This is a genomic window from Burkholderia sp. GW821-FHT14F03 (assembly GCF_058803765.1).
Window position 1 is genome coordinate 1 of sequence record NZ_JBXAPG010000063.1, and the last position, 12331, is coordinate 12331.

Annotated in this window: 15 protein-coding genes; 2 read left to right on the top strand and 13 right to left on the bottom strand. The window is 66.9% G+C overall.

The window, feature by feature from the left end:
* Positions 1-460: 460 nt before the first annotated feature.
* Both AC1RQF_RS29740 and AC1RQF_RS29745 read left to right on the top strand, forming a co-directional pair.
* A complete protein-coding gene (locus tag AC1RQF_RS29740; RefSeq protein WP_273995576.1) occupies positions 461-943 on the top strand; it encodes a hypothetical protein in 483 nt (160 codons plus the stop codon).
* Between the two features lie 54 nt (positions 944-997).
* Positions 998-2161: a hypothetical protein gene (locus tag AC1RQF_RS29745; RefSeq protein ID WP_337995251.1), complete on the top strand. Its 1164-nt coding sequence runs from the start codon at positions 998-1000 to the stop codon at positions 2159-2161.
* Between the two features lie 105 nt (positions 2162-2266).
* Here the strand turns inward: AC1RQF_RS29745 and AC1RQF_RS29750 are convergent, their stop codons facing one another.
* From AC1RQF_RS29750 to sseD, 13 genes are all read right to left on the bottom strand, one after another.
* On the bottom strand, positions 2267-2461 hold the full coding sequence (locus AC1RQF_RS29750) for a LysR substrate-binding domain-containing protein (RefSeq protein WP_492873662.1): 195 nt from the start codon (positions 2459-2461) through the stop codon (positions 2267-2269).
* Positions 2462-2613: 152 nt separating this feature from the next.
* On the bottom strand, positions 2614-4167 hold the full coding sequence (locus tag AC1RQF_RS29755) for a SulP family inorganic anion transporter (RefSeq protein WP_492873664.1): 1554 nt from the start codon (positions 4165-4167) through the stop codon (positions 2614-2616).
* Positions 4168-4260: 93 nt separating this feature from the next.
* Positions 4261-4866 carry a carbonic anhydrase gene (locus tag AC1RQF_RS29760; RefSeq protein ID WP_273995581.1) on the bottom strand — a complete coding sequence of 202 codons (606 nt, stop codon included), beginning with the start codon at positions 4864-4866 and terminating at the stop codon, positions 4261-4263.
* 81 nt (positions 4867-4947) lie between these two features.
* Positions 4948-5220: a DUF4148 domain-containing protein gene (locus AC1RQF_RS29765; protein WP_273995583.1), complete on the bottom strand. Its 273-nt coding sequence runs from the start codon at positions 5218-5220 to the stop codon at positions 4948-4950.
* 256 nt (positions 5221-5476) lie between these two features.
* Complete coding sequence (locus AC1RQF_RS29770; RefSeq protein ID WP_492873666.1) at positions 5477-5770, bottom strand: hypothetical protein; 294 nt, start codon at positions 5768-5770, stop codon at positions 5477-5479.
* Between the two features lie 256 nt (positions 5771-6026).
* Positions 6027-7358, bottom strand: a complete 1332-nt coding sequence (locus AC1RQF_RS29775) for an MATE family efflux transporter (RefSeq protein WP_273995586.1) — start codon at positions 7356-7358, stop codon at positions 6027-6029.
* Positions 7359-7618: 260 nt separating this feature from the next.
* The gene (locus AC1RQF_RS29780) at positions 7619-8329 is read right to left on the bottom strand and encodes a dihydrofolate reductase family protein (RefSeq protein ID WP_492873668.1); all 711 of its coding nucleotides are present in this window, start codon (positions 8327-8329) and stop codon (positions 7619-7621) included.
* A gap of 254 nt (positions 8330-8583) precedes the next feature.
* Positions 8584-9096 carry a hypothetical protein gene (locus AC1RQF_RS29785; protein WP_492873670.1) on the bottom strand — a complete coding sequence of 171 codons (513 nt, stop codon included), beginning with the start codon at positions 9094-9096 and terminating at the stop codon, positions 8584-8586.
* A gap of 1 nt (position 9097) precedes the next feature.
* Positions 9098-9607, bottom strand: a complete 510-nt coding sequence (locus AC1RQF_RS29790) for a CesD/SycD/LcrH family type III secretion system chaperone (RefSeq protein WP_273995594.1) — start codon at positions 9605-9607, stop codon at positions 9098-9100.
* Positions 9608-10029: 422 nt separating this feature from the next.
* Positions 10030-10506 (bottom strand): hypothetical protein, encoded by a 477-nt coding sequence (locus tag AC1RQF_RS29795; protein ID WP_273995595.1) that lies wholly within the window; start codon positions 10504-10506, stop codon positions 10030-10032.
* Positions 10507-10775: 269 nt separating this feature from the next.
* On the bottom strand, positions 10776-11240 hold the full coding sequence (locus tag AC1RQF_RS29800) for a hypothetical protein (RefSeq protein WP_273995596.1): 465 nt from the start codon (positions 11238-11240) through the stop codon (positions 10776-10778).
* An 80-nt stretch (positions 11241-11320) separates the two neighbouring features.
* On the bottom strand, positions 11321-11734 hold the full coding sequence (gene sseE / locus AC1RQF_RS29805) for a type III secretion system effector protein SseE (protein WP_273995660.1): 414 nt from the start codon (positions 11732-11734) through the stop codon (positions 11321-11323).
* An 18-nt stretch (positions 11735-11752) separates the two neighbouring features.
* Positions 11753-12331 carry a type III secretion system translocon protein SseD gene (gene sseD, locus AC1RQF_RS29810; protein WP_273995597.1) on the bottom strand — a complete coding sequence of 193 codons (579 nt, stop codon included), beginning with the start codon at positions 12329-12331 and terminating at the stop codon, positions 11753-11755.

The following is a 12331-nucleotide window of genomic DNA, read 5'->3' on the forward strand; positions in this document are numbered from 1 at the left end:
GCGGAGGCGATTTGCGAAGCGGTGGCGGCGCCCACGAGCAGCAGGGCGGAAATGATTTTGGTTTGCATGGTCTTTTATTTCAGATGCGATATGAATTGATATACGACGCCGCGGTATTCATTTAATAACGTCGTGCGCCATCCGGCGGCAACCCCGAATCAAACCTTGCATTGCGATCAATGCATTGCTTTCAAGACGGCAGCGCTTGGACAAACGAATCGTAGCGAGACCACCCCCCCCACAAAATGAACTATTGTCACTGAGCAGAGCAAGTGAGCCGATCCGCGGCGCCGTGGGTGATTGAAGGGGCAGAAGACTGCGACTGGCAGCGTGTCGCCGCCGCGGGGTCTGACCGTCTGGAATAGCGCACGCATCACACATCGGGCTGAAACAGCCTTCCAAACGCACCGCGCCGTCGGCACACCTGAGAAGAATGATTGACGATCATGGGGACCGAATAATGCAATACCTCGTCTCGGCGCTGGCGTTGTTTTTTGTCACTCATGCCTGGGCCGGGAAAGATCCGGAAATCAGCAGCGACAGTCAGATTCGATCGTTCCTGGGCAGCCCGGGCGTGCAGAACTTCAACTACCCCGACCCAACCCACTGGAAAAGCTACCGGAAATACATCCAGCTCGGCACCTGGATGCCCGACGGGTCATGCCGATACCGCTACGAATCGATCAGTTCGTCGAAGCAGGCATTCGTGCGGAAGGCGATTGCCGTCGATCGGGCCGGCTGTCGGTCGCTCATGCTCGAAGGCGTGCCGGACGACGCCACCCTTGCCCAGTGGAAACAGATACAGCAGGCCATCCACCCGGGATCGAGGCTGCCGGGGCAGACCGCCGGCAAGACCGTCACGATCCGTCAAGACACCACGTCGGGCGCGCAGAGGCTCATCAACCGGAATTCCGCCGTGAGCACTTCAATCCTGGCTGGGTGATCGCGCTTCGTGGGCGATCACGGCCCGCGTGATGGGCCTCGATCCGAGCAACGCATGCGCCACGGCGCGGAGCAGATCTTCGCGCGGCGGCAAGCCGACGCATCGACATTCGGGGCGGCATACTCCGCATGGCGTCCGATGCAAACGCAACGCCGTCGCCGATCCCGACCGCCAATACTGAACCAAACCGACGCCATCGCAATCAGAAGACCTGACCGCAAAACTCGAGGAATGTCCATGCCGCCATCCAGACCCGCATCGCTGAAGCGGTGCATCGCCGCTGCCTGCTTCACGCTATCCGCCCTGTCCGGGCAAGCGAGCGCGGCGCCCGTGCGAAATTTTCTCTATGCCAGCGCCGGCGACCTGAGGCAGATCGACGCGATGATCAAGCGGCCGGAGATCGAAGGCGTCCAGGTCGTATACAACTGGAAGGCCATCGAGACGAGCAAGGGGCAATACGATTTCTCGCAGATCGAACAGGATCTCCATTACCTCGGCGGCTTGAACAGGAAGCTGTTCATCCAGATCCAGGATCGCTTCTTTGAACCGCAGGCCCGGAACGTGCCGGCCTACCTGCTGCAGGATCCGGTGTATCGAGGCGGTCTCGCGCCGCAGTACGACAACCCCGGGGAAAACCGCCCCGTCGGCAACGGCTGGGTCGCGCTGCAATGGAACGGGGCGGTGCAGGAACGCTACCAGCAACTGCTGGCTGCATTGGCCAAGCAGTTCGACGGTCGCGTGATGGGCATCAACCTGCCGGAGACGTCCGTCGATCTCGACATGAAGCGCGACAAGACCGGCTTCAACTGCGACAAGTATTTCGACGCCACGCTGGGAAATCTCGACTTTGCGAGGAAGGCATTCCACAAGTCCTACGTCGTCCAGTACGTCAACTTCTGGCCATGCGAGTGGAACAACGACCATCGATACATGTCCCGCCTGTTTTCATTCGCGAGCAAGAACGATATCGGGCTCGGCGGGCCGGACATCGTGCCCTGGAAGAAAGGCCAGATGAAAAATTCCTACCCGTTCTTCCATCAGTACAAGGGCAAGCTCGCCCTCGTCGCGATGGCGGTCCAGGAACCGACCTTGACCTATACCAATCCCAAGACCCGCAAGCCCTTCACGCGCGGTGAGTTCGTGGACTACGCACAGGACTATCTGGGCGCCGACATCATCTTCTGGAGTACGGCGGCTCCCTGGTTGCAGGAAAAGTAGGCTCGCTCGGGGCGAGCCGGTCCCGGCAAGTCCTTCGATGCGCAAGGCCCGCTCGAATCACGCCCCCGGCGGCACGCCCCCGGGCCGGGCCGTGAACACTGCGCCTCAGCCGCCGGGCGGCCAGAGCCGCCCGGCGAGCAGATCGACGAAGGCGGCCACCTTGGGCGAAAGATGGCGTCTCGTCGGATAGCGCGCATACACGGGGACTTCCGCGCAGGGCCAGTCGCCGAGCAGGTGCAGTAGACGCTTTCCGCGGATGTCATCGGCGCAGCAAAGCTCGGGCAGGCAGGCGACCCCCACGCCCGCCAAAGCGCCGCAACGCGGCGAGGCCGAGATCCGCCGTATCGGGCATCGGCTTCGCGCCGAGGGCAAGGACAGCCGCGCGCTGCGGTCGATCCGACATCTGACCTGGGCGCCAAATCGATGTCCAAGGGCGCGCGGCGCTCGCCCGCTCAGCCCGACGATGCCCGCGCCGAACCACCGGCATCGAACCGGGTTCGCCGCATCGCGTGATACTCGGCGTCGAACTGGAGCGTGATCCCGCGCGCCTGGCCCTCGACGGCAAAGGCGTCGATCAGCTCGCGCACCGCCGGATCGATGAAATCCGCGCGCGTGGCGTCGACGATGATCGTCGTGTGGTCCGGAATGCCCTGCAGTTGCGCCTTCAGCTCGACCACCGCAAGAAAGGAGATGTCCTTCCTGAACGACAGCAGCACGTAGTTCTCGTGCCGGACCAGCGTGAACGTGCGGTGCAGGTACGGCCGCATCGACAGCGCCAGGCTGCACAGCACGCCGAGCACGATGCCGATCAGCAGGTCGGTCGACAGCACCCCCACGACCGTCGCGACGAACGGCAGGAACCGATGGGGCCCCTTGCGCGCCATCTCCACGAACAGCGCGGGCCTGGCGAGCTTCGCGCCGGTGACGATCAGGACGGCCGCCAGACAGGCGAGCGGAATCATGTTGAGCACGCCGGTCAACAGCAGCACGCTCAGCAGCAGCAGCACGCCGTGCAGTATCGCCGACAGACGCGTCTGCCCGCCCGCATGGACATTCACCGAGCTGCGCACGATGACCGAGGTGATCGGCAGCGCACCGAGCGCGCCCGCGAGCAGGTTGCCGACGCCCTGCGCCCGCAGTTCCCGGTCGGTCGGCGTGACGCGCCTGCGCGGATCGATCTGGTCCAGCGCTTCGATGCTCAACAGGGTTTCGAGGCTCGCCACGATCGCGAGCGTCGCCGCGAGCCGCCACACGTCGGGATTCGCCAGCTGGTCGAGGCGCGGCCAGGTCAATGCGGCGCGAAAGCTGTCGAACGAATCCAGCAGGGGCAGCGCGACGCGATAGTCGGCCGCCAACGCGTACGGCGATGCGCGCTCGCCCAGCAGCGCCACGACGACGATGCCCAGCACCACGACCACCAACGGGCCGGGCACCGCGCGCACCAGCCGAGACCGGTTCAGCGCCGGGCCGCTCCAGGCGGCCAGCACGGCGACCGACGCCGCGCCGAGCAGCAGCGCGACGGTCGACAGCGCTCCCCACGGCGTCGCGAGCGACGCGCCCGCCGCGAGGCCGCCTCCCGAGCCGCCCAGGCCCAGTGCGATCGGCAGCTGCTTGACGATCAGCAGCAGGCCGATCGCCGCCATCATCCCCTTGATGACCGGCGACGGCACATAGGCGGCGAAGCGGCCCGCCTTCAGCCGCCCCAGCACGCATTGCAGCGCGCCGGACAGCATGACCGCGGTCAGGAAGGCCTCGAAGCTGCCGATCTTCGCGATGCCGTCGACGACGATCACGACGAGCCCCGCCGCCGGGCCGCTCACGCTCAGCGGCGAGCCGCTCAGCGACGCGACCGCCAGCCCGCCGATGATGCCGGCGAGCAGGCCCGCGAACGGGCTCACGCCCGACGCATGGGCGATGCCGAGACACAGCGGCAGCGCCACGAGAAAGACCACGGTTCCCGCGAAGACGTCGCGCGGCAGATGAGTCGGTGTATTGCCGAAATTCATATTCGATTCGATGAGTATTGCGGGTTGCGGCGCGGGCGCGCGCTCAGGTCAGCGCCGCGCGCCTGTCTGCGTCGACGGGACGAGGCGTCGGGTTCATGCGGCCATCGCGGGCTCGCCGTCGACCGCGAGCGCCCGGATATGGCCGCTGCCGACATCGAAGATCCAGCCGTGAATGCCCAGCGGCCGGCCCGCGTTGCGCACGATGTCGGATTGCCGCAGCGTCCGGACCTGCTGCAGGACGTTGAGTTCGGCGAGCCGGTTGATCCGCGCGTCGCCGTCGGGGAGGCGGTCGAGTTCCTCATGGTGAACGTGAGCCAGCTGGCACAGCGGCGCAATCCGTCGCGCGACGCGCGGCAGATCGTCCCGGATCGGGAACAGCGACGCGCGCACGCCGCCGCACCCGTCATGCCCGCACACGACGATTTCGTCCACGCCGAGCGCATGGACCGCGTATTCGACCACGCTCATCGTGTTGTCGTCGCTCGGCAAGACCAGGTTGGCGATATTGCGATGGACGAAGATCTCGCCGGGATTCGAGCGGGTGATCGTTTCGATCGGCACGCGGCTGTCGGAACAGCCGATCCACAATACCTTCGGGCTCTGGCCCTGCCTCATCCGTTCGAGCAGCTGGGGCGCGACGCGCTCCGTCTCGTGTGCCCAGACGATGTTCTGCAAGCGCAATCTTGTCGAGAAGTTCATTGGATCCTCACTCAGTTCAATACCGTGAAGCCGGGGATCGTGCGGGCAGGCGCGCCCCGCATGGACGCGCCCCGGCCCCGCTCAGTCGTTGACGACCTTGTCGGCCTGGCTGCGCGCCGTGCCGACATCGTCGGGATAGGAGATCGCGTAAAGCTCCTTGTTGCGGAGGATCGTTTCCTCGCTCGGCGGGTAGTCGACGTCGCGCGTCGGCAGCAAGCCGTCGCGTTGCGCCTGGATCAGTTCCTGGTAGACCTGCTCGCGGGTTTTCCTGACCGGCGTGTACTCGTCATAGGCGACGGCGGGAACGGCCGCGCACAGACCGGCGACGATCGGGATCCATCGAATTGCTTTCATTTTCAATACCTCCAGAGTGGGGGGGTTTGCCATGCGGCGTTGGAAAAAAACGCGAGCCCGGTCCTTCCCGTCAGGCTTAGGAATACTTAAAGAGACGGAAATGGGCGAACCCGGCCGATCGCGCGGCTTGCACTCAGTCGCAACCCGCCATCACGTCATGCATGACGGGCGGCAGGATCGCGGTGCGCGTCCGTCGCATCGAATGTCTCGGCGATGCACGCGCATGGACGTCTCATGCGCGTGTAAACGTTTGCCGCTATCGGCGGGAAAAATAGACGCCTGGTGAGTTCACGGGGACATCGATCGGCCGCGCGCAGCGCAACGCCCGGCGCGATCGGACGAACCATGCGCGCCGATCGGCGCGGCCCATTCCCGAACGGCGCGCGGCGCGTGTCCGTTGCCGCGTCGCATCGCGCCGCCGGGCGTCGATTGCCTGTCCGACGGCGGATTCGCGCCCTGCCGCAACCGCGACTCGCATGCCGAAGCCATTCGCCCTCCACTGCCGGCCGCCACGCTGCTCGCGCACAATTTCGGAATCCTGAATCGACATGGGTTCTTTCCGCGATAGTGTCTGTAAGACAAATGTAATTACATCAACCTTCGATGTAAACGCGGCGTTTGTAGTGATTTGTGCAATGCGATGACGCAATGTGACGACGCCTCATGCGCAGCGGCAAACGCGGTTCGAGCACACCGTGCCGGGCCGCGCTCACACGCCGTTGCCCATGCAACGCGACGCGCGAAACCGGCCGTGCATCGATGCGCGGCGGTCGCATCGAGCCCGCGAGGCATCGCGCGTCGCGGCGCTACGCGCGCCTGCGCGCGTACAGCCCGATGCTTGCGACGAGCGTGACGGCTTCCGTGATGAGCAGCGTGTACCAGATCGCCGTGCCGCCGAGCCAGGTGTTGAGCAGCAGCAGCACGCCGAGCAGCAGCACCCAGCTGCGCAGCGTCGCGATCACGGCCGAAGGCCCCGGCGCCTCGATGGCCGTCAGATAGCCGGATACGATCAGATTGCCCGCCGCCGGCAGGAAGGCCATCGCATACCAGATGACCGCGTGTTCGAGGATCGACCAGGCATCGCCGCCGGCCGGCAGGAACAGGAAGGTCAGCGGCTTCGACAGGGTCGCCATGACGACCGCCACCACGGCCGCGAACGCCAGCGAGGCGATCGCGCCGATCCGGAACGCGCCGCGCACCGCGCGCGCGTCCGCCGCGCCGCGATAGAAGCTGATCATCGGCTGCATCGCCTGCACGAGCGCCCCCATCGTGACCATCGCGCCGAGCGTCAGGTATTCGAGGATCGCGTAGGCGGCCAGACCGTTCTCGCCGAAGTTGGCGAGGATCACGCGGTTGAACGCGAACACCGTGACCGCCGGGGCGACCGCGCCGAGAAACTCGGACGAGCCGTTGTACAGCATCCTGCCGATATACGACACGCCGTCGGCGAACGGACGCCACGCCGGCACGACGCGCGTGGCCAGGAACAGGTGATAGCCGAGCATGACGAGGCTCGACACCATCATGCTGAGCCCCGTGGCCAGCGCGGCGCCGGCCATCCCGTCGCCGCGCATGACGATGAACCAGTAGTCGAGCGCGGTATTGACGAACGCGCCGGCGATCATCGCGTACAGGCCGAAGCGCGCGGCGGCCGCGCCCTCGACGCGCAGGAACATCTCCATCGCATACAGGCAATTGGCGAACAGGATGAACCACGCGTAGCGCGACAGATAGGCGTTGACCTGCCCGGCAAGTTCGCCGTGCGCGCCGAGCGCCGCCGCGATCTCGCGGCCGAACGTCAGCACCAGCACGCTCATCACGACGCTGAACGCCAGCATGCTCCACAGCACTTGCGAGAACGCCTGCCGCGCGGCCTGCTCGCGGCCTTCGCCGAGCAGCCGGGCGATCAGCGTGGCGCCGCCGACGCCCATCATGACGCTGAAGGCATAGGGCACGTAAAGCAGCGGCAGGATCAGGTTCAGCGCCGCGAGCGCCTGCGGGCCGACATAGCGCCCGATGAACACGCCGTCGATCAGCGTGTAGATCGTGTAGACCCAGCCGGACAGGATGGTGGGCACGGCCAGCGCCGCGTAGCGCTTGAGCAGTGCGTGACCGTGATCGTTGTCGAAGAATGACATGGAGGCGTCCTTGAACTTGCCGGTCAGCCGGCGGCTCGACGGCGACCTGTGAAATGGCGGGTGACGTCGGCGCACGCGCGGGCGCGGTTGGCGCCGCGCATCCGGGCGTGCGCCCCGTCGGAGACACAATAATCCGATCCGCCTCGCCGGGCAAAGCCGGCATGCCGCGCCGTTCCGGCGGGAACCCCGCCCAAGGCGCGTGCGCCCCGGCCTGACGTCCGTGGCCGTCGCCGCCGGTCGGCCACGGCGCGGGACGCGATCTAACGTCCGGTCCGATACCGGTTCCACGTCACGCCGTCGTCGAGCAGCGTGTGTTCGAACCATGCGAACGCGGCCGGTCCGGTCTTGACGCCCTCGAACAGGCCGGGCGACGCGGGTCGCCCATCCACCACCGGATAGGTCAGGATGCTCAGCTCGTCGATGCGGCCGGCATCGAGGAAGCTGCCGTTGATGCGCCCGCCGCCGCCGACAACGAGCCGGGCGACCCCGAACTCCGCGCGCATGCCGGCCAGCATCGCGTCGATGTCGATCGCATGCCGACCCGCGAACATATAGGACACGTCGCGCTCGCGCAGATACGCGAGGTAATCGTCGTCGACCTGCTCCGTCAGCACCGCGACCACGTGCAAAGCGTCCCCCTCCTGCAACTCGAACACGCCCCGCTCCCACAGAAGCTTGCCGCCTCCATCGATGATGAAGGCGAGCGGCGCGACGCTGGCCGGCGCGGCCCGGTACGTCGTCCGGGGAATCGGCGCGGTGGCCAGCCCGCGCGGGGCGACGCCGATTTCGGCGTCGCCGTTCTCGCTGACGGTCGCGCGGCCGAATACCATCGCGTCCGGCCGGTGCAACTTCGCCACCCGGCAATACTCGGCAAGCTCGCGCCCCGCGAACGGCGGGAAGTCCCAGCCGCGGATATCGATCTTGCCGTCCAGCGACACCATCATGTGACACACGATGTAAGGCCTGTTCATTCACACTCCTGCAAGTTGACGCGCGACATTCATGGTTCCCCGCGCCTAGGCATGCCGAGGCATCGCCTGAACGGCATGGCACCACGCGGATTCAGATTCCCCGATCGGGCATGCCGTGCGCTTCAAGTACGCATGAGCACCTTGACCAGCCATCGGATCGACCACATCGGCCAGCCCGCGCGCTTCGCCCCTGACCGCGCGGGATCGCATGCCTCGATGATCGTGTTGTTCAACGGCGTTCTCCCATCGCGACGTCATTCCGTCGGCTTGCCGCCGCGCAACGCGGCGGCGACTCGTTCGTGCAGCATCACCAGTTCCCGCGTGACTTCGCACATGTGCCACGACGTGACAGTCACGCGGTCGGTCACAGCGGCCAGCGACCGGTCGAAGCGCTCCGCCCCATACCGCCCGGCCGCGTCGTGCGGCCAGGAGGCGTCCGCACCGCGCCCGGCGTCGCGCATCGCACGATGCTCCGCGAACGGCCGGTCCAGCGCGACTCGATCGAACGCGACCCGCTGCATGGTCTCCCTGAAGCGCTGCTCGACCTCGCGCATCTCGTTGCTGATCCACTGGAGCCGCGCGACGATCCGATTGATCGGGATGAATACGTGCTGCTCCACGTGGCATCCGCCCCGCCCCGCATCGCCGGCGGGCGACGGGCCGCCGAATCCCGCCGGCGAGGCGGTCGACGTCGCATGGCCGCCCGCCCCGTCGCGTTCTCCCGGTGCGATGTGTGGCCCCGGCCCCGGCTTCGACAAGATGCTCATGTCATTCCTCCTCGTCGTGGCAAGCGAGGCAGTGCTCGATACGCGCCTTCAACGCGCTGTGGACCCTGTGTTCGCCGCACCAGTTGCGCGCGGTCTGGAACGCCTTGACGGCATACTCGCGCTCGCCGATTCGCCGGTAACTGCAACCGGCGTGATAGGACGGCCGCGGATCGCCCACGCGAATGATGTCGGACCAGCTCAGGCAAAAGATCGCGTGTTCGTGCCGATCGAGGTTCTGGTAGCAGAGCCCCAGGTTGAACCAGTAGTCGAAGTTCCGGCGCTCGATGCGCGCCAGCATGAAATAGCAGTCGCGCGCGACAGCCCAGTCCCCGGCCTCGAAACGCCGGCGCGCCAGCACGCCGAGCGCGTGCAGGTCATGCGGATCGAGGTCCGGCGAAATCCGGATCGAATCCTCTCCGGCGAAAAAAGCGCGCAGCAGATCGCCGTGCGCCTGCTCGATGTCTTGCGTTGAAAATGTCATGCAACGGTTTCCCGGCGGGCGGACCGACACTGCGATCCGCCCCGCGCCGCGCAGGGCGAACGGCCGGATTCAATTCCTGGTTCGACACCGCGCTTCGGCCCGGCGCGTTGCCGCCGCACCGAACGGCGATGCCGTGGATTAACGATTGATGGCGACGGGCCGGTTCATCCGGCCTGATGAACGCCGCCGGCGCGATCGGAACCGGCGCCGCCGCATGGCGGCGCGCCGGCCCCGTCCTTCATCGGCATCCGCTGATCCCGCCGCGTGGCAACGCCCGGCGAGTCGCGTCGTCGCGACGATGTCTCCTCCTCGACGCGAACCGCACCGGCTCGCCGTCGATTGCGCCATCCAGGCGCGATGCGAACGCGCTCATCCGGCTCGCATCGCGCCGCGCGTCTGCGCGCGCGACTTGGGTCCGTCAGGCGGGCGCACGCGCCGCCGGCGGTCCTCGCCTACGGACCGATACCGACGCCCGCATCGACGCGCCGCACAGCCGCGTCGACGTCCCGCATACCGCGCTCCACCTGATCCGCCTGACCTTCCAGGCGCTCGATCCAGCACCGGCCTTCGTCCCGCATCCGCGCGCCGACGCATTCGAGCCGCCTCCGCGCCTCGAGATCAGTCGACGCGCCGTGCAGCAGCCCGCCGATTTCACCGCGCAGCATATCGAACGCTTCAATCTGGCACTGGAGCGCGGTCCGGCTGCAACGCAGCGTGGCCATCGCGCTTTTCAGCTGTTCCAGGGCATCCATGGAATTGAACTCCTCGCTCGACGGCAGTTCATCGTATCGGCGCATTCGGACCCCGTCTTCCGCAATCGCGCCGAAGGTATTGAAATTGACGCGGCCATACTCAGGATGCCGCACCCGCGCGGCCCCACGTCGATCGCCACGCGGCCGCGACGAATCCCGGCAGTTGCCGATAGGCATCGTCGGTGCTGATCCTGCCTTCCAGCGGGTGCTCGCCCATCCCGTCCGACACGAACAGGCCGGCAATGGACCTTGAGGTCGCCGCCGGACTCGCGCATCGCCCGGAAGATATGCGCGGTCTCGACGTCGACGTTGCCGGTCGCGCGGTTCTCCGCGACCCGGCGCTGATTTTCCGGGGGCGGAGAATCCACCGTGAGTTTGTCCGAACGCGCATGCGAGAACATCGCCCCCCCGGCGGCGCGATCAGGCTCGATCGAGACGCGCCTGATTCAAACGTATTCATGCGCCGTCGCCTGCGCATCGTCGCACTCCCGGCCGTCGATGAAGCCTTCGACGCACCGCACGATCCGGCCGAAATCCGCCAGCAGGGTCGGCAGATCGCATCCGGCGATCGACTTGGCGATCCAGCATTGCCAGCGTTCGCCGCGCAGGGCGAAGACGGGCTGGATATCCACGCCCGCCGGCCGGTTCAACGCCAGCGCGCGCGACAGATCGCGCGCCGTCGCATGGCGCGCGGGCCACTCGGCCAGCAACAACAGCTTCCCGGCGTCGGACAGGCAGCAGTGGACGTCGAACCGCTGGTCCACGTTGATGACCAGTGAGGTCTCGTCCGGATCGGCTGCGCCGGACAATCCGAGGTGTTCGAGCCATTCGGTCACCAGGGCTTCATAGTGATGCTGATCTTTCACGACAGAATTCTCGCGGGTTGAAGGTTGCGCCTCGCCATCGGCCATCGGGTGTGCCGCGCGAGGCCGGCCCGCGCGCGAACGCGCGGGCCAGGCGGCCGCGGCCGCCGTCTGACGCAGGGGCGCGTCTACTGCCGCGCGCCCGCGACCGGATAGTGCAGCCACCAGTCGCCGTCGATCTCCCGCCAGTACGCGCCCTGCGCCTCGAGCACCGTGGCGAGCCGTCGGCGCAGCGCGTTGAGCGACGGATTCGACGCGGTCTCGAACAGCATGCCGCGCACATCCCGCAGCGGCACGCCGCCCCGCTCGATCCGATGGACCAGGCGAATGAAGGTGGTCACGGCGTCGCTCGCGCCGTCGGTGCCGTCCGCCGCCGAGAAATCGCAGATCACGAGGCTGTCGCCGTCGAGCCGGTAGACCAGCTCCAGTTCGTTCACCCGCACCCGCCATCCCACCCGGAAGCTGCTCTGCCCGAAATAGGCCGGCTCCGGGCGCATCCCCTGCGCCACCAGATAGTTCGTCACGCCGTCCGTCATCTGCATCGTCACGATTCCATCCGTTCAGAGCCGCACCGCGGACGCGACCTGGCCGCTCAGCGACACCAGATCGCGCGTCACGTCGCGCATCTGCCGCGACGCGTCGGTCGCGCGCTCGACGGCCGTGGCCAGCGTCTTGTCGAAGCGCTCCGCCGCCTGGCTCTCGAAATCGCCCTGCAGCTGGATCTGTTGCGCCTCGCGGGTCATGTTCGCGGACGCGACGCCGGCGATCCCCTGGCCGCTCTTCGACAGCCCGTCCGTCGTGGACGTCGCGATCTGGCTGCCGGACAGCGCGCCCAGCGCACTCACCGCGCCGCCGACGATCTGCGTCACCGCGGTCGCCATCGCCGCATCGAAGTTCTGCTCGATCGCCTGCCGCTTGGTGTCGAGCGCCAGCACCTGACGGTCGAACGCGATGCGCTGCATCGTTTCGCTGAACTGGCGTTCGAGATCGCGCATCTCGCCGCCGATCTTCTGCAGCCGCGCGATGATCTGGTTGATCGTCGCGAGCGCGCCGCTGCCCGCGCCAAACCCGTCGAGCGAATCGATGCCCAGGGTGTCCATGCTGACCGGCGCGCGGCCGGTGGGGGTGATTTCACTCAT

What these genes read in the sequence shown, in the direction of transcription:
- AC1RQF_RS29740 (WP_273995576.1), top strand. Translation starts at nt 461, where the DNA reads ATGCAATACCTCGTCTCGGCGCTGGCGTTGTTTTTTGTCACTCATGCC.
- AC1RQF_RS29745 (WP_337995251.1), top strand. Translation starts at nt 998, where the DNA reads ATGCGCCACGGCGCGGAGCAGATCTTCGCGCGGCGGCAAGCCGACGCA.
- AC1RQF_RS29755 (WP_492873664.1), bottom strand. Translation starts at nt 4,167, where the DNA reads ATGAATTTCGGCAATACACCGACTCATCTGCCGCGCGACGTCTTCGCG.
- AC1RQF_RS29760 (WP_273995581.1), bottom strand. Translation starts at nt 4,866, where the DNA reads ATGAACTTCTCGACAAGATTGCGCTTGCAGAACATCGTCTGGGCACAC.
- AC1RQF_RS29765 (WP_273995583.1), bottom strand. Translation starts at nt 5,220, where the DNA reads ATGAAAGCAATTCGATGGATCCCGATCGTCGCCGGTCTGTGCGCGGCC.
- AC1RQF_RS29770 (WP_492873666.1), bottom strand. Translation starts at nt 5,770, where the DNA reads ATGTCGATTCAGGATTCCGAAATTGTGCGCGAGCAGCGTGGCGGCCGG.
- AC1RQF_RS29775 (WP_273995586.1), bottom strand. Translation starts at nt 7,358, where the DNA reads ATGTCATTCTTCGACAACGATCACGGTCACGCACTGCTCAAGCGCTAC.
- AC1RQF_RS29780 (WP_492873668.1), bottom strand. Translation starts at nt 8,329, where the DNA reads ATGAACAGGCCTTACATCGTGTGTCACATGATGGTGTCGCTGGACGGC.
- AC1RQF_RS29785 (WP_492873670.1), bottom strand. Translation starts at nt 9,096, where the DNA reads ATGAGCATCTTGTCGAAGCCGGGGCCGGGGCCACACATCGCACCGGGA.
- AC1RQF_RS29795 (WP_273995595.1), bottom strand. Translation starts at nt 10,506, where the DNA reads ATGCCTATCGGCAACTGCCGGGATTCGTCGCGGCCGCGTGGCGATCGA.
- AC1RQF_RS29800 (WP_273995596.1), bottom strand. Translation starts at nt 11,240, where the DNA reads ATGGCCGATGGCGAGGCGCAACCTTCAACCCGCGAGAATTCTGTCGTG.
- sseE (WP_273995660.1), bottom strand. Translation starts at nt 11,734, where the DNA reads ATGCAGATGACGGACGGCGTGACGAACTATCTGGTGGCGCAGGGGATG.
- sseD (WP_273995597.1), bottom strand. Translation starts at nt 12,331, where the DNA reads ATGAGTGAAATCACCCCCACCGGCCGCGCGCCGGTCAGCATGGACACC.